Source organism: Oscillospiraceae bacterium (genome assembly GCA_031265355.1).
GTDB lineage: Bacteria > Bacillota > Clostridia > Oscillospirales > UBA929 > JAIRTA01.
The window spans coordinates 1-16,698 of the sequence record JAISCT010000012.1; the positions used below are offsets into that span (position 1 = coordinate 1).

Annotated in this window: 13 protein-coding genes, 1 tRNA gene and 2 pseudogenes; 9 read left to right on the forward strand and 7 right to left on the reverse strand. The window is 59.2% G+C overall.

Features of this window, described 5'->3' with window-relative positions; translation table 11 throughout:
- Positions 1-166: 166 nt before the first annotated feature.
- Together LBK75_01580 and LBK75_01585 are read right to left on the reverse strand one after the other, a co-directional pair.
- Positions 167-1,558, reverse strand: coding sequence for a putative DNA binding domain-containing protein (locus LBK75_01580; protein MDR1156990.1), 1,392 nt, complete (start codon positions 1,556-1,558; stop codon positions 167-169).
- A gap of 162 nt (positions 1,559-1,720) precedes the next feature.
- Positions 1,721-1,806: transfer RNA gene (locus tag LBK75_01585), tRNA-Leu, on the reverse strand.
- 340 nt (positions 1,807-2,146) lie between these two features.
- On the opposite strand from LBK75_01585, the gene LBK75_01590 reads away from it, so the two are divergent.
- Together LBK75_01590 and LBK75_01595 are read left to right on the forward strand one after the other, a co-directional pair.
- Positions 2,147-2,875: an rRNA pseudouridine synthase gene (locus LBK75_01590; protein MDR1156991.1), complete on the forward strand. Its 729-nt coding sequence runs from the start codon at positions 2,147-2,149 to the stop codon at positions 2,873-2,875.
- Positions 2,876-3,108: 233 nt separating this feature from the next.
- Positions 3,109-4,221, forward strand: coding sequence for an ABC transporter ATP-binding protein (locus LBK75_01595; protein MDR1156992.1), 1,113 nt, complete (start codon positions 3,109-3,111; stop codon positions 4,219-4,221).
- Between the two features lie 146 nt (positions 4,222-4,367).
- On the opposite strand, the gene LBK75_01600 is transcribed toward LBK75_01595, so the two are convergent.
- The 3 genes from LBK75_01600 to pyrB all read right to left on the reverse strand — a co-directional run bounded on the left by LBK75_01600 (position 4,368) and on the right by pyrB (position 6,856).
- The gene (locus LBK75_01600; GenBank protein ID MDR1156993.1) at positions 4,368-4,670 is read right to left on the reverse strand and encodes a hypothetical protein; all 303 of its coding nucleotides are present in this window, start codon (positions 4,668-4,670) and stop codon (positions 4,368-4,370) included.
- A gap of 225 nt (positions 4,671-4,895) precedes the next feature.
- Positions 4,896-5,555 (reverse strand): hypothetical protein, encoded by a 660-nt coding sequence (locus LBK75_01605; protein MDR1156994.1) that lies wholly within the window; start codon positions 5,553-5,555, stop codon positions 4,896-4,898.
- Between the two features lie 251 nt (positions 5,556-5,806).
- Positions 5,807-6,856, reverse strand: coding sequence for an aspartate carbamoyltransferase (gene pyrB / locus LBK75_01610; GenBank protein ID MDR1156995.1), 1,050 nt, complete (start codon positions 6,854-6,856; stop codon positions 5,807-5,809).
- A 277-nt stretch (positions 6,857-7,133) separates the two neighbouring features.
- Between pyrB and LBK75_01615 the strand changes: the two genes are divergently transcribed.
- Both LBK75_01615 and LBK75_01620 read left to right on the forward strand, forming a co-directional pair.
- A complete protein-coding gene (locus LBK75_01615; GenBank protein MDR1156996.1) occupies positions 7,134-8,078 on the forward strand; it encodes a glycosyltransferase family 2 protein in 945 nt (314 codons plus the stop codon).
- A gap of 2 nt (positions 8,079-8,080) precedes the next feature.
- Entirely contained in the window at positions 8,081-9,718 is a 1,638-nt protein-coding gene (locus tag LBK75_01620) for a DUF6020 family protein (GenBank protein ID MDR1156997.1), read from the forward strand.
- A gap of 162 nt (positions 9,719-9,880) precedes the next feature.
- Here LBK75_01620 and LBK75_01625 read toward each other — a convergent pair whose 3' ends face one another.
- Positions 9,881-10,114 carry a hypothetical protein gene (locus LBK75_01625; protein ID MDR1156998.1) on the reverse strand — a complete coding sequence of 78 codons (234 nt, stop codon included), beginning with the start codon at positions 10,112-10,114 and terminating at the stop codon, positions 9,881-9,883.
- Positions 10,115-10,449: 335 nt separating this feature from the next.
- On the opposite strand from LBK75_01625, the gene murC reads away from it, so the two are divergent.
- The 5 genes and pseudogenes from murC (at position 10,450) to LBK75_01650 (ending at position 16,231) form a co-directional block, all read left to right on the forward strand.
- The gene (murC, locus tag LBK75_01630; GenBank protein MDR1156999.1) at positions 10,450-11,853 is read left to right on the forward strand and encodes a UDP-N-acetylmuramate--L-alanine ligase; all 1,404 of its coding nucleotides are present in this window, start codon (positions 10,450-10,452) and stop codon (positions 11,851-11,853) included.
- Positions 11,854-12,231: 378 nt separating this feature from the next.
- A pseudogene (locus tag LBK75_01635) lies at positions 12,232-12,627 on the forward strand (flagellin).
- Between the two features lie 696 nt (positions 12,628-13,323).
- Positions 13,324-13,707, forward strand: a pseudogene (locus LBK75_01640) (flagellin).
- 602 nt (positions 13,708-14,309) lie between these two features.
- Complete coding sequence (locus LBK75_01645) at positions 14,310-15,740, forward strand: putative DNA binding domain-containing protein (protein ID MDR1157000.1); 1,431 nt, start codon at positions 14,310-14,312, stop codon at positions 15,738-15,740.
- Between the two features lie 8 nt (positions 15,741-15,748).
- Positions 15,749-16,231, forward strand: a complete 483-nt coding sequence (locus LBK75_01650; GenBank protein ID MDR1157001.1) for a hypothetical protein — start codon at positions 15,749-15,751, stop codon at positions 16,229-16,231.
- Between the two features lie 155 nt (positions 16,232-16,386).
- Here LBK75_01650 and LBK75_01655 read toward each other — a convergent pair.
- Positions 16,387-16,698: flagellin (locus LBK75_01655; protein MDR1157002.1), on the reverse strand; the 312-nt coding region annotated here is incomplete at its 5' end.

Consider the following 16,698-nt stretch of genomic DNA (forward strand, 5'->3'; position numbering starts at 1 on the left):
ATACCCAAATCCCGATAAACGCCGTGTTTTCACTGCTTTAGCTGCTTTAAGGTGGGTCACCAAATCCCCTTTGTCAATGTCCCCCCCGCTTGTTGTGTTAATAAGTTCGGGAATTATAGGTGACTATTCTCCGATGCGAATGTTCGATGCCATCAAATTGCCTGGTTTAGGGTATGAGTTCCCAATGACCGGCTCTTTTAGACCCGATCCGTTTTATTTTGTTTTGCTTTTTCAAAGCAGATAAATCTCTGTCAATTGTTCTCTCGGTCACGCTGAAAATTGCCGCCATTTCTTCGGAGGTCATGGTATTGTTTTCTTTAATAAGATTCAAAATCCGTTCGCTACGGTTTAATCCGACATCTTTTCCGACATTTAATCCGACATCTTTTCCGACATTTATCCCGTCAACGTCATAATTGACATTATAAATCACCACGCGAAATGATGTATCGGAGTAAAACCGCGGTTCCAAAGCGTCGGTATATCCGGGCAAATTTTTTGTTTCATTCACGATTTTCTGCAAACCGCTTCCACGTCGTTCCATGTATCGCATCCGATGGAACAGATCGGCCAAAATCGGATTGCGGCGTTCAGACTCAATGTTTTTAATATCCTGTTCCTGCACTGCCCGCCCTTTATACATCCCGCCCGGCGAAGTGATCTCCAAGCGGTCATCGTACATATCAATGTGAACCTCCGCGCCCATGACGGCGTGATCGCGGTGGATCAAAGCGTTTACAAGGGCTTCCATCGCCGCCCTGTCCGAATAATCCGGTTTGTCGATACGCCCCCTTGCCGCTTTCGCAAACCTGACCTTAGAATTGATTTTAATAAAATCGCAGCCGTTTTGCAGGAGATAGATCAGATTGCCCTCAAACTCTTTGTCGTCCAACGCGTCGTCAAATATAGAGCCTTTATTGAGTCCGTTCCAGCGGGTGCAGAACACGCGGGAATTATAGACGATATGCTGATCGGTCAAAAGGGAACCGGCGCGGGTCAAATATCCATTATCGGTTTCAAGACCAAAGGAGATATAATTGCGCTGTTCCCACGTGATTTTTGTTCGCTCACGATACGTTGCTTCCAACAGCGTAAAGCTGTAATCCTCCCGCCTGTACTCCGTGGCAAGCGTGTCATAGGTGCGATTTGTGCCTTTCAAAATAAGTTCGTTCAACATATAATCCGGCGCGGGGACGCTTTCGCTGCCCATACGGATATACGCCTCTCTGATGCCGTCAAAAGCATAGTAATACGGCGTGTTTCGCCCTGAATGCACGACAAGTGCAAGAATGGTTTTTCCGTTTTCGTCATACGGAGTCATAATAAAATCGGGAACAGGCGAAATACGTTCTTTAATCCTCGCGCTGATAAATTCGACGTCCGATTGCGGAGCGGTCAGGCCGATCACTGTATTATCGTTGGCAACGCCAAAAAACATTGTCCCGCCGATACCGTTGGCAAAGGCGCTTACGCTTTTCAGCCAGCTTTTAGGCTTTCTCTTTTCCAATTCTCTTTTGAAGTCACACTCGGTGGTCTCGACAATCAAGCGTTGCAGCATGGCGTTCCCCCCTAACAATTCAATTGACATATTTATTTTATCACATTGTTCGTAAAAATGACAGTTTTTTCTTGGGTGCGGCCATTGTGCGTTGCATAACCCCGAAACACAAAAAACCATCTATCGACGAATATAATTCTGCCAATAAATGGTTAATATGTCTGGTGCCGCTGGTGGGACTTGAACCCACACCCTGTTACCAGGAACGGATTTTGAGTCCGTCACGTCTGCCATTCCATCACAGCGGCGTATTAAGCTCCAATATTTGCCATTCTTCCTACCCGTCCCACCCTCGCGAGCAGCGCCGTGCGGGGCGGCGGAATTTGGATTTCATTATACTACACGGCCGATGATTTGTAAATGGGTGTTGCAAATAACTTCTGCCGATCCCGTCTGTCGGTCGGTTCCGTGCCGGGGGATGGCATTTTTTCGCGGGCGGCGCCGGGCTTGTGCGCACTCGTAACTCAGCACTTAGCACTCAGCACTCCGCACTATCGACGGCGCCTCTTCGCGGGCGCGCCGGTCTTGTGCGGCGGGGCAAAGCTTGGTACAATGAAAGGGAAATCTTCCGTGTGAGGAGGGACGCCGTTGCGACTGGACAAACTGCTCTGCGACGCCGGGTGGGGCAGCCGGCGGGAGGTGCGCCGCGCCGTCGCCCAGGGGCGCGTGACTGTGGACGGCAAGGCCGTCGTCTCCGCGGGGGCCCAGATCGATCCGGCCCGGACCGTGTGCATCGACGGTCAGGACGCCGACTACCGCCCACACGACTATCTGATGCTGCACAAGCCCGCCGGCGTCGTGTCGGCCACGGAGGACCCACGCCTTCCCACCGTCATTGGCCTGCTGCCGCCGCGTTACCGGCGGCGCGGCCTGTTCCCGGTCGGGCGGCTGGACCGAGACACCACAGGACTGTTGCTGCTCACAAACGACGGCGCTTTTGCGCACGCGCTCATGGCGCCGGGCCGTCATGTCGATAAAGTGTATGAGGTCCTTGTCGAGGGCCCCCTAGCGGAGGCGGATCGGGCTGCCTTTGCGACGGGACTCGCGCTGCGCAGCGGAGAGATCTTTGCCCCGGCGGAGCTCGCGATTGTGTCTTCGAGCGCCCTGTCTTTGGCGCGGCTGACACTGCGAGAAGGGCGCCACCATCAGATCAAACGCATGATGGCGGCCCGCGGGCACGAGGTGCGGGCCCTCAAGCGGATCTCCATCGCCCGATTGACGCTGGACGAGGCGCTGCCACCCGGCGCTTGGCGGCGTCTGTCCGATGAGGAGACGGCTCTCCTGCGGAGTCCGTCCGCCCCGCCGCCGTCCCGCTAGCGGCGGTGGCCGCGACACTTTGTACAAAGTGGAAGAAAACCTTTGTGGATTCCCACCATGTACGCGAAGAGGAAATTATGCTATGATTGAAAATGGGATAGGTTTTGGCCGGCGGCCACCTCACCGCCTGCTTTGTCCCAGTTTTCACGGCCCCACCGTCCGGACGCGCCGCGCCGCCTCGTACAGGCCGCCGGCTGTCGGGGCGGCCTTATAGAAAGCGGGGGAGATTTTTTATGGCCAGCATCACACTGAAAAATCTTTACAAACGCCATCCGGGCGGCGTCACGGCGGTGTCGGGTCTCAGTTTGGAGATCCCGGACGGATCGTTTTTCGTGTTGGCCGGGCCGGCCCGTTGCGGGCTGTCCTCGGTGCTCCGCCTGGTAGCCGGCCTTGAGGCGCCCAGCGAGGGCGGCGTCTCTCTGGGCGGGGTACCCGCTCACGGCCGGACGCCGCGGGAGCGCGGCATCGCCTTGGTGTCCCGCCACGGCGCGCCCTACCCGGCGATGACCGTGTTTGACAACCTGGTTTTCGGGCTCAAACTGGGGCGCGGAGTGTCTGCGACGGAGATCCGCGCCCGTGTGGCCTCCGTGGCCGATCTCCTTGGGCTCGGCGGCGTGTTGTCGCAAAGGCCCGCCGCGCTCACCGACAGCGAGCGCTGGCGGCTCTCTCTCGGCCGCGCGGCCATGCGGCGCCCCCGCGTCTATCTGTTCGACGACCCGCTCTCCGGTTTCGAGGCCAACGCCCGGGCGGAGCGGCGTGCGGAACTGGTTGCGCTGCACAAACAGACGGCGACGACATTCCTCTTTGCGACCCACGACCAGGCGGAGGCCATGGAGTTGGGCGAGCGCATCGCCGTACTGAAGAGCGGCCTGCTCCAGCAGGTCGCCGCGCCGCAAAGTCTGTACGACCGCCCGGCCAACCTGCTGGTGGCCGAGTTTTTTGGCTGGCCCCCCATGAACCTGATCGAAGCCGCTGTGCTGAGCCGTGACGGCGCGGCCTATCTGCGCTTCGGCGCCTGCCAGTGCCCGTTGCCGGAGGACCGGGCCACCCGGCCGGAGGTGTTGGCCTATGTCGACCGGAACGTCATCATAGGGATCCGTCCCGAGGACCTGCACGACGACATGGATCGCTTCCCCGTGTCTCAGACAGTGATGGACGTCACGAGCATCGAGGTGGCGGGCCTCGAAACCCACCTGGGTCTCACGGGTGGGGACTACGACGTCACGGCCCGCCTGTCGCACCGCCCGGCCGTAAAGTCCGGAGATCCGTTCCGTATCGCGTTCGACCCCCGTAAGATCCATCTGTTCGACAAGGACACCGGCCGGTCGGTTCTGACGCCCTTCTGAATCGTACCGCCCGCCTGATTCAAATGTTAAAAATCACAATTTTGGGAACAAGCCGGCTTTCTGCGTGCAGGGACCGCACAGATGGAATTTTTGTCATGACTCCTGTTCTCCCCGACGGGGACTCTCCGGGCCGCCGGCCGGTTTTGTCACTTGTTGATACAGCCGGCCGGCGGTTTTGACAGCGTGCGTACGGTCGATTTTCCGGTCTCGAACAAGCCGATGGCCGCGCCGCATACAAAGGCGGCGTTCAAAAGTTCCAGCAGGATATCCCGGAAGTCCGGCGGGTTCGGGAGCACTTTGCAGACGGCGACCATCGCCAGCGCCGCGCCCAGGGAGATCCATTTGGGGTCCATTTTGATGAATTGTTTGAGGATTTGGGTGAGCATGGTGACGGCCGCCACCATGCCCGCGAAAGTGCCCAGGTAATCCAGCGTGACAAACTCGTTCATAGCCGACTCCCTTCGTGCGCCCGATGAGGACAGATGTGGCCGCCGCTCACGGTGGCAGGCGAGACGTTAGTACCTCGTTGCCGCGAAGCGGCAACAAAAAACAAGAATTTGGGTTGTGGGTTGCAGGTGAAACCCACGTTAGACATATGGAGTATCCTATGCGGTTGACGCATAAAAAAGACGCCGGACGACCGGCGCAGAGATTTTACAATTAATGGAAATCTGTCAGTTTGTCCATTGGCTGTGGATGATGGCCACGACTTTGTACGCGCCGCGGACGTTTTCAAACACGATCTTCAGGCTGCTCCAATCAAGGCCCTCCTGGGCCGGGTCCAGCATGGAGATGTTGAGCTCGACAAAACGGGCTTCCGGGAAGGCTTCGGCCACATTTTCGGTGGCGTTGCCCGTCTTGATCAGTGTGTTGACGCCGACGACGGAAGCCTGGGTGTAGTCCCGGTTGTTCAAATAACGACGGAAGAAATCGACGGGCGTGCTCTGGATGGGCGCGCCCTCGCCGTCCGTCACACCCCAGATGTACACATTTTTGTCGGATGCGAACCGGCGCACCTCGGCGGCGGTGAAAAGCAGATTTCTCTCCGGCAGCACCGTGGAGTAGGGGACAAACAAGATACCCTTCTCCGGGTGAACCCAGTCTGCCAGTTTGGCGAAGTCCTCCTGCTTGAGACAGTTCACCACGGTGAACGCGTTTTCCACCAGCGCGGCGCTCGACGTCGACACATCGGCCGGTTTTTCCGGCCAGAGAACGGGACGCAGTGTCGTCACAGCGCCGGCGCCCAGCAAGCAGCCCGCCAGAAAGACGGCTGCCAGAAGGCCCGGGGCGCGGTGGCGCGCAATCTGTGTTTTTGAGGCGTGTACGGGTGGCATAGGGCCTCACCTCCAGGTGCGGTCGGAAACCTCACCGTTCCAACGACTCCAGTATAACGCATTTAAAACACAATTTCAACAAGAGAATATTCCCTATTCGTTGCTGTTTTGGTGATATTTTACAGATATATCCAACAATAAGAGGGAATTTCGTCGAAATTTGGGGAACATTTTATGTAATTTATAAAAATATCAAGTTTTTTATCCGCACACAGGCGCGGGCCGGCGCATTTTGGCACGAAGAATAGGCGCTATTGCAGCGATGCGTCGCAGTAGGCGCAGAAGCCCTCTTTTTCGAGAGGCGGCAGGTAAGGTTCCCGCGCCGTGATGCAGTGGGGGTTTGCGCACAGCCGGGCGCCGTCGTAATAGGCGATGTCCGGCAGCGTGCGTGCGGGGTCGGAAAGCAGGTCGAGCAGCAGGGCCATCCGAATGTACATGCCGAACCGCGCCTGTTCGAAGTAGACAGCCCGGGGGTCGCCGTCCACGTCCGGGTGAATCTCATCCACCCGGGGCAGCGGATGCATGACCAGCAGGTCCGGCCGCGCGGCCCGCATCTTGGAGGCCGTGAGAATATAGACGCCCCGGTGCTTTTCATATTCCAGCGGATCCGAGAACCGCTCCCGCTGGATCCGCGTCATATACAAAACGTCGAGCTGCGACATCGTCGCGTCCAGTCCGGTCACCTCCACATAGCGCTGACCGTTTTCATGCAGGAAGGCGCGGAGGTAGTCCGGGATGGCCAGCGCGCGGGGGGAGATCAGGTAAAAGCTGACGCCGGGGAAGCGGCTGAGCGCGCGGATCAGCGAGTGAACCGTACGGCCGTGTTTTAGGTCCCCGCAAAAGCCGATGTTCAACCCGTCGATACCGCCGCGCAGCCGGGTGACGGTGGCGAGATCTGTCAAAGTCTGCGTGGGGTGCATGTGTCCGCCGTCGCCGGCGTTGATGACCGGGGTGCGGGCGTAAAGCGACGCGGCCAGCGCGGCGCCTTCGCAGGGGTGGCGCAGCACAATCACGTCGGCGTAGCCGGAACACATGATGATGGTGTCTTTCAGCGATTCCCCTTTTGACACCGAGGTGCTGCCCGGCTCGCTCATCGCGAACACGCTGCCGCCCAGCCGGTGCATGGCCACCTGAAACGAGAAACTCGTGCGGGTGGAGGGCTCGTAAAAGAGCGCGCCCAGCACATGGCCGCGCGCGCGTTCGCGGTAGTCGGCCGGACGGCGGAGAATCTCGTCAAACTGTCGGTAGAGCGCCGCCCACTCCGCCAACGTCAGGTCGGAGAAATCGATAAAGTGCCGCATGTGCTCACGTCCCCCGGCAAATTCTTTCCGACCCAGTATATCACACCGCGGAGGCGCTGACAATCAAAACCCGGCGACGATGGGCTCGGGACGATGGGTTCGGAAAGATTGGTGAAATGGTTTTTTAGCGCTTGCCTCACGACCTGCGGCGCGGATACGGCTTGTCAACCGCCGGCATTTGCGGTATGATAAAGCGGTATGATAAATGGGAGTGTTTTTCCCGCTTCGGGTCGCGCGCCGGGCGCACCCGGGGGCGGGGTGGGGAGCGGATCTTTTCATGGTTGACGTCGCGGTGCTCATCCCCTGCCACAACGAGGAACAGACGATCGGCCGGGTGATCGACGACTTCCGCCGGGTGCTGCCGGAGGCCGCCGTCTTTGTGTGCGACAACCGGTCGACGGACCGCACGGCCGAGACGGCGGCGGCCCACGGCGCGCATGTGCTGCGGGAGATGCGCCAGGGCAAGGGATTTGCGATGCGCCGGCTGTTTGATGCGGTGGAGGCCGCCGCCTACTTGATGGTGGACGGTGACTGCACCTACCCCGCCGACGCCGCGGAAGTCCTGCTGCAGCCGGTGCTCGCCGGCGAGGCCGACATGGCGGTGGGCGACCGGATCTCGGGCGGCGCGTACGCCCGGGAGAACCGGCGCGCCTTTCACGGCGCCGGCAACAGGCTGGTGCGCGCGCTGGTCAACCGGCTGTACGGCGTGCGTCTGCACGACATCATGAGCGGGTACCGCGCGTTGAGCCGCCGGTTCGTCAAGACACTGCCGGTCATCAGCCCCGGCTTTGAGATAGAGACAGAGATGACGTTGCACGCGCTGGCCTATCACCTGCCCGTGTGCGAGTGCCCCGTGGCGTACCGCGACCGTCCGGTCGGCAGTCGTTCCAAGCTGAACACGCTGAGCGACGGCTTCCGGGTGATGCGAATGATCCTCGCGGTGTTCAAGGACTACAGGCCGATGGTCTTCTGCGCACTGCTGGGCGCGCTGTGCATGCTGGCCGGGCTGCTCACCGGGCTGCCGGTCGTCGTCGAATACATCCGGACCGCGCTGGTCTCGAAGATCCCCTCCGCGATTTTGGCGGTGGGGCTCATTGTCAGCGCGCTGCTCTGTTTTGCCTGCGGCCTCATTCTGGATACGATCGGGCGGCATGCGCGCCGGCAGCATATCCTGCTGTGCCGGTTGCTGGAGCACGTCTGGGCTCTGGAGAAGGAGGAGTGACCATGTCCGCCCCGCCACACGCGCGCTGGGCCCGTGTCCGCGCCGCCGTCAAGACGGATGCGCGCGCCCGCAAACGGGTGTTCGTTCTCGCGGCCCTGCTCGCGGCCGCGTTTTGTATCTGCCTGCCCGTCAACGACGTGTACGGGCGGGGGCTTTTGCCCCCCTACCGGCCGACGGCGGCGCTGATCCTCGGGTTCCTGCTGGGCTGCCCCGCCTTTTACGTCCTGCTCACCGCCCTGCGCGGCCGCGCCGCGCGGTTCCCGGACGCGCAGGCCGGACCGGCCGGGCTGCGGCCGGCCTGGAGGCGATGGCTGTGCTATGGCGCCGCGCCCGTGCTCGCCTGTGTGCTGTCCGCCCGCGCGCTCTACCCCGGCATCTTTACGACGGACTCGCTCTCTCAGCTGCGGCAGGTCATGGGGTTGGAGCCGCTGTACGACTGGCACCCCGTCGGGCACACCCTCCTCTTCTATGGCATCCCCTATTCTCTCACCGGCGCTCTCTTTTCGGTGACGCTCACCCAGCTCGCGCTGTACGCCTTCACATGGGCGTTCCTGTTCTCCGAGCTGGAGGGGATGGGCCTGCGCCGCCGATACTTGCTGCCGGTGAACATCGCGGTCGCCTTCATCCCGACCAATTTGTTTTTGTCGATCGCGCTCTGGAAGGACATCCCGTTTGCCTGTGCGTCTGTTCTGGCCACGGCACTGCTCATCCGGGTCCACCGGAGCGGGGGACAGGCCCTGCACCGCCGGCCGGTCGCGGTGGGGTTGGGCGTCACGCTGGGACTGATGGCCGTGCTGCGCCACAACGGTCCGTTTGTGGTGCCTTTTCTCCTCCTCGCGCTGCTGCTTGTCCACCGCCGCCACCTCCGGTATGCCGTGCTCTCCGCCGGCGTCGCGCTCGCGCTGCTGGCCGGCGTGCGCGTTGTGGGGTTCGGAGTGCTGCACGCCAAACCAAACAACCCGGCGGTGAGCTTTCGTTGGTTCACGCAGATCGCGGGTGGCATCCTGACGCAGGACGGGCAGATCACCGACGGAGAGAAGGCCGTCATGGAAAAAATCCTGCCGCTTGCCGACTGGCGGGCCCGTTACAACCCTTACTCGAACGACCCGCTGATGAGCACGCCCGGCGTGCGCGTGTGGGACAATCTGGAGGCTCACCGGGGGGAGATGGCGCACGCCGCCGCCGCGATGGCCTTGCGCAACCCGGTCAAGGCGTTGCGCGCCGAGATGGATATCACCGAGGTCACTTGGCGCATCCTGCCGCTGGGGCCGGTGAATGTCACATCCTATCAGAACCGCCTGGACGACTTCGATCTGCAAATTCGGGAGACGCCGCGCTTTTTGATGCTGAAAAATGCGATGGAGACGGTCTACCAGGACCCGCTGTGGCAGGTGCTGTTTTGCCGGCTGGGGCTGTACTTTTTCCTCACGCTCTGCCTGCTCACGCTGTCCCTGGCGCGGCGTGACGGCGGCGGTTGGCTGTGTTTTCTGCCGGTGTTGCTCAATGTGGCGAGTCTGTGGATCTCCATGCCGTCGCAGGACTACCGCTACGCCTACTCCCTCGTCTTCGCCTTCCCGCTGCTGGCACTCTGGAGTTTTGCGCCGGTGATCCCACACCGAAAAGGGAAGAAAAAAGGATAAACGCAAAGTGTTGCGTTTGCCCTCTGGAGTTTTGCGCCGGTGATTCCACACCGAAGGGGATGAAAGAGGTGACGCGCGGCGTCGCGGCGTAAGAAAAGGACCGGCGTGTGCCGGCCCGGGGTGGTGTCGCGCCGCCGTTTTTGCAACCGGCGGCGCGGCGTGTCAGAATGCCTCGCCCTTGTCGGAATCCGGTTCGTCGTCCTCGTCCGCGCCGAAGTCGTCCGCCGGGGCGTCGGGGTTGTCCCGCAGCCGCCCCTGACGCTTGAACAGCAGCTCCCGGAACACTTCAAACTGCTGTTGCAGTACATCCATATAACGAATCACAAGCAGCGCCGCCGCCGCGGCCGAGGCGACAAACAGGAACAGGGCAACCAGGATTTTGATGGGATGTTTCATGGGAGTGCCTCCTTCTGTAATCTCGGGCCATGCCACGCAGTGCGGCCGAGCGCCGCGTTGCGCGGTGTTGTCCTTGTGTGGTGGAGCGTATCAAACGGGCGGGCGGTTCGCCGCGCGCCGTCGTTCGATGACAGTTTCTCCGCTTCTATTGTATACCATCCGCGCGGGGTTGGCAATTCCCATTTGGGCGCCGCTAAAAACTTCGTGCGCCGCGCCGGCGTTTTTGTTTCGTGTCGCACGTTTATCATAGGCCGTTTTGGCGTATAGTGATCTTATAGACTCCCTCCCCCCGACCCGCCTGTGCGGCGGGGAGAAGAAAAGGAAGGGCTTTTCGTATGGTTCTCAGTGCATCCGGGGGCGCGGCGCAGCCGGCTTCCTATCTCAAACCGGGGCGGCGCGTTCATCTGATCGGCGTCGGCGGCGTGTCCATGTGCGCGCTGGCCGAGGTGCTGGCGGCGCGGGGCCTGGCTGTGACCGGCTCCGATCTGCAGGAGAGCGCCGCGACAAAGCGCCTGCGGACACGGGGTGTGCCCGTGTTCATCGGCCACGCCGCCGGGCATGTGCGGGGGGCGGAAAGCATCATCCGCACCGCCGCCGCCCGGGACGACAACGTTGAAGTGGCGGAGGCTCGCCGGCTCGGTCTGCCGGTATTTGCGCGCGCGCAGATCTGGGGCTTTTTGATGCGGGGGTGCCATACGGCGCTGTGCATCGCCGGGACGCATGGCAAGACCACCGCCACCTCGATGGCCACTCACGTGGCGCTGGAGGGCGGTCTCGACCCCACCGTGATGATCGGGGGTACGCTGCCGCTGCTTGGCGCGGGGCACCGGGTGGGTGCGGGCGACGCGATCATCCTGGAGGCCTGCGAGTACTGTGACTCATTTTTGCACTTCTCCCCGACTCTCGCCGTCGTCCTCAACGTCGAGGCCGACCACCTGGACTACTTTACGAATCTGGACGCCATTGTCGACTCTTTCCGGCGTTTTGTGCTGCGAGTACCGCCCGAGACGGGCCTTGTGCTGCTGTGCGCGGACGACCCGGGCGCGATGCGTCTGGCGGAGGACTTGCCCCGGCGCGTGCGCACGTTCGGCGTCTCGCCTTCGGCGGATGTGCGAGCGACGGATCTGCACTGGGCGCAGGGCTGCGCCGCCTTCACCGTGACGGTCGGGGGCGCGGTCTATGCGTCGGTCGCGCTGCAGGTGCCGGGTGCGCACAACGTGACCAACGCGCTGGCGGCGGCGGCGGCGGCGCACTGTCTGGGGCTCCCGGGCGAGGCGGTGACCCGGGGGCTGGGTGCGTTTCGCGGCGCGGCCCGTCGTTTTCAGACAAAGGGGATGTTCCGCGGTGCGCGTGTCGTGGACGACTACGCGCACCACCCCACCGAGATCGCCGCGACGCTGGCCGCGGCCCGCGCGATGGGGTTTGCGCGGATTCTCTGCGCCTTTCAGCCGCATACCTATACGCGTACGGCGGCGCTCTTTGACGATTTTGTGTCGGCCCTGCGGGGCGCCGATCTCATCTTTCTCTCGGAGATTTACGCCGCGCGGGAGCAAAACGTGATGGGCCTTTCCGCCGCGACGCTGGCCTCGGCGCTGCCGGGCGCCCGTTTCTTCCCAGCGCTGGCGGACATCGCGCCGGCGCTGGCCGCCGAGGCCCGGCCGGGCGATCTGATCCTGACGATGGGCGCCGGCGACATCTGGCGCGTCGGCGAGGACCTGCTGGCCCGGTCCGACGCGTAGGGCTGAAGACCATTTTGTTGAAAAAATTAGAAAAGATTCCCTATCTTTGCCGAAATGGGCGGATAGGGACTCTTTTTATGTCACAATCCGCTAAAGATGTATGTGGATTTTGACGATATAAAGCATAGGAAGGCGGAGACGATGACAACTGAGAATTGACATTTGATTGACAAATTGTCAGACAGTCCCCGGGCATCTGGGGATGCGCCCGTCCCGCCATTGACATAGAGGCCCCCGCGCCCTGCGGGAACACGGCGGAGTTCCTCAGCCACCGGCAGGCAGAGGTTCCGCACCCCGCGGGGCGCGGCAGACAGGTACGATAAGACGTCGTACCGGAACTTTCAAGGAGGAAAGACAATGCGAATCCAAAACAACATCATGGCGCTGAACACCCACCGGCAACTTGCGGTGAACAACCTGAACCAATCCAAGTCCACAGAGAAGCTCTCGTCCGGCTACCGCATCAACCGCGCGGCGGACGACGCGTCGGGGCTGTCCATCAGCGAGAAGATGCGAGCGCAGATCCGCGGCCTGAACCAGGCCTCAGCCAACGCGCAGGATGGCATCAGTTTGATCCAGGCGGCCGAGGGTGCCTTGCAGGAGACCCACAGCATCCTGCAGAGAATGCGTGAACTGGCCGTCAAAGCGGCGAATGACACGAACGAGACACTGGACCGCGACGCGATCGCGGCGGAGATTAGCCAGCTCACCTCCGAGGTAGACCGTATCGCCAATACCACCGAGTTCAACAAAAAGACCCTGCTCGACGGTTCGCTGAACAACGCCGCGTTCGCCAAGGTCAATACGGGCGTCGGCGTCAGCTCAGCCACACCCACCGCCAACGCGATTTCGGGCACTTACGTGATCACAAGTTCCGCAGTTGCCACACGTGCGGTAGGAACCTATACGGCCAACTATACGGATCTCGGAAATCTCACCGAGGCTGGCGACAACCTTAAATTCGATTTCTCTAACATGGGCATCACAACACCGCTGATCCTTGACGGTAATGAAATCGTTAATAGCGGTGCTAATGACGCCGAACGAAACACCTATATCGCCTCTCGCATTGCTTCTCATATTAACGGTTACAGTGGCTCCCTGTACACAGCCCAGAGCACGAGTGGAGCTGTCTCCTTCACCGCCAAAGACGCAGGCGAGCAATCTGCTGCGGCGAGCATCGCGGTTATCCCCACTAATACCGGTAGCGCCATCAGCGGCGCTTGGGAAGAAACGAGCGTTCCCTCGCAGGGTACCGACGCGACACTGGTGGTTTCGGGCACGGACAAAGATGGTGCTGCGATCTCTGGTCTTGTCACAGCGCCCGTCATCAGTACCGACTATGACAAGAAGAACGGCGTTCTGTCTATCAAGGATGCCTCCAATACCCTTCTCACTGTGACTCTCAGTGACTGGTCCCGCTCCATTGCTCAATCGGTCACGGTAGACACTGGCAGTCCGTTGACATTGCAAGTCGGCGCGAATTCCGGCACCACGCAGACCATCTCCGTTGGGATTGAAAATCTGAGTGCCGTCGGTCTGGGGGTCAACGCCCTGAATGTGTCCAGCCACAAGAGCGCACAGGCGGCCATCGACTCCATTGAGTCGGCCATCAACAAAGTCTCTGATCAACGCGGCGCGCTCGGCGCGGTGCAGAACCGGTTGGAGCACACGGTGGCGAACCTCGATACGGTGAGTGAGAACCTGACCTCGGCGGAGAGCCGTATCCGCGACGTCGATATGGCGAAGGAAATGATGAACTTCACGAAGAACAACATCCTCCAGCAGGCCGCCACGGCCATGCTGGCCCAGGCCAATCAAGCCCCGCAGACCGTGCTGCAGCTCCTGCGGTAACGCAGACAAATATGATTTCTACCTCTTGTTTACCCCAACAAAAAACAGCGCCCGCATGGGCGCTGTTTTTTGTCTCTGGGTGTGCCCGGCATAGGCGATAGCTTGGCAGTGAACGTCCGCTATATGAGCATCCACAAATGGTGAACATATTCAGGGCAAACACATAGCCTCTGCCGTGTTGTCATTGTTCGGTTTCACCGAGCAGGGCGCGGAACCGCACTATCTCCGCAGCTATGTGCGATGGAAAGGTGAGCTCGTCCCGTTGTTTTCACGCTACACTTCGAGAACCTCACAAAACATCTTGCAATCTGACGTGAACGCGAATATAATATTATCATTGTTCTGATTGGAAAGCAAAGGCACGAATGCCAATGGAGATACCCGTCGATGAAAGAGGGTTTCGTGACAGTACATGAGATAGCAACCCGCTGGAACATCTCCATCCGGCAGGTACAGAAGCGAGGACAAGGTTCCCAACACTTTCTGTTTTGGGAACGTGTAGGCAATCCCGAAAGATTCCGCAAAGCCGACGCGTACCGGCAAGTTGAAACCAGGACGCAAAACCAAAGAGACGCGACCGCAAGACGCGGGGAGGGATAATCATGATTTTGTCTTTGATGGCCGAGGCCACCGAGTGTGACTTCAAGAGCGCGTTGGAGCGCGAAAAACCGGTTAGCTGGCTCAAGAGCATCAGCGCATTTGCCAATGGCGTGGGCGGTACGCTTTTTTTCGGCGTGAACAATGACGGCAGTATCGTCGGACTTTCCAATGCGCAATCTGATGCCGAGTTCATCAGCAACAGGATTAAAGAGCGTATCGCCCCTGTCCCCGATTTTGTCTTGACGCCATGTACTGAAAACGGCAAATGTCTTCTTGCTCTCGTCGTCAAAACCGGGCGGCACGCTCCCTACTACTATACCACGGACGGTGTAAAGCGAGCCTATGTACGCATCGGTAACGAGAGTGTTCCTGCGCCGGATTATGTTCTCAATGAACTGATACTCAAAGGCAGCAATCGCACCAACGATACGATTGCTACGGACAAACGGAAAGACGACTATAGCTTTACCCTGTTAGAAGCGACCTATCTTCAGCGAGCGAAACTGCGTTTTGAACCGACCGATTATGCCTCCTTTGGACTGGAATGCGCAGACGGATTTTTGACCAGAGCCGGGACACTCCTGACCGACCAGCACATTGTCTACAACTCGCGGATGTTCTGCACAAGATGGAGCGGTCTTACTATGGGTTCCATTTTCGACGACGCATTAGACGATAGGGAGTTCGAGGGCAATCTGATTTACCTCCTGGACAGAGGCTTGGACTTCGTAAAAGCTAACACAAAGGTGCGGTTTGTAAAAGAAGCCACGGAGCGCATTGACAAACCGGACTATGCGGAGCGCGCCGTGACCGAGGTTTTGGTCAATGCCTTAATCCACCGCGATTACCTGATACAGGGCAGTGAGATTCATATAGATATCTACGATGATCGTCTGGAGGTAAGCTCACCGGGTGGAATGTATAGTGGACAAATCGTGCAGGAACAGGATATTGAAACCATTAAATCTGAACGCCGCAACCCAATTATCGCCGACTTGTTTCACCGCATAAAATATATGGAACGGCGCGGGAGCGGTTTGAAGAAAATTATCGGCGAGACGAAGAAGCTGTCGGGGTACATAGATGTGTTCAGTCCGGAGTTTTTCTCTACGGTCTCGTCTTTTACCGTCAGATTAAAAAATGTGAATTACAATACTGAAAAACAAATTAAAGCTGTTGGCGACTTCGGAAAAGACTTCGGAAAAGACTTCGGAAAAGACTTCGGAAAAGACTTCGGAATAACCGAGCTACAACTGAATATCCTACGCTTGCTTGCCACAAATCCCAATGCTACCGCACAAACGGTAGCTGATGCGCTTGGTATGACGAGGCGTAATATAGAGAACCATATCAGCCGTTTGAAAAAAATCGGCCTGCTCGAACGTGAAGGCGGCCGTAAAAATGGTCGTTGGATTGTAAGACAACCTGAATGAAATCATGATTGCATGGACTGGTTGAACAATCCGAAGAAGTGGGTGACATGTTCGATGTAACCGTCTCCGGCGATACTGTTTCTTGGTGTGGGCGTGCAGAGCAAAGCATTCTCCGCCTCCGCGAGTGGCATCGTAGCCAGCACCACGGAGACCGATACAGCGTCCGCTTTGCCGTTCAAGTAAATACAGACATGATGGAACTATATTGGAATATTGGAAACGAGATTCTGCGTCGCCAAATGAAACGCCTTTATGAAATGGAGGTGCCCATCGTGAAACAGGCAATCAACGCTTACCGAGAGATAGTGGTTTCGCCGGAGTTCCGCGAATTGGAGCGTTTACGCTCACTTGCGCGGCACAACGAGGCGTCGGCTCTTCTCAACGCCGAACAAAAAGGAGAGGCGCGTGCAGACGCCAAATGGCAAGCCGTTGTGGCGGATAAGGACGCGGAGATAGCGCGGCTCCGCACTCTGCTCGATGAAACCGAATAATGACAACACGGCAGAGGCTATGTGTTTGCCCTATGGCAGGCTTTCACTGCCAAGTTATCACCCATGTCGAGCACACCCGGAGACAAAAACAGCGCCCATGTGGGCGCTGTTTTTTGTTGGGGTAAACAAGAGGTAGAAATCGTTATTTATCTGCGTTACCGCAGGAGCTGCAGCACGGTCTGCGGGGCCTGATTGGCCTGGGCCAGCATGGCCGTGGCGGCCTGCTGGAGGATGTTGTTCTTTGTGAAGTTCATCATTTCCTTCGCCATGTCAACATCGCGGATACGGCTCTCCGCCGAGGTCAGGTTCTCACTCACCGTATCGAGGTTCGCCACCGTGTGCTCCAACCGGTTCTGCACCGCACCGAGAGAGCTGCGCTGCTCGGAGACGTGTTGGATGGCAGCTTCGATGGCGGCGATAGAATCCTGAGAATTCTGATGGTTGTCCACTCTCAAATTCGCAATGCC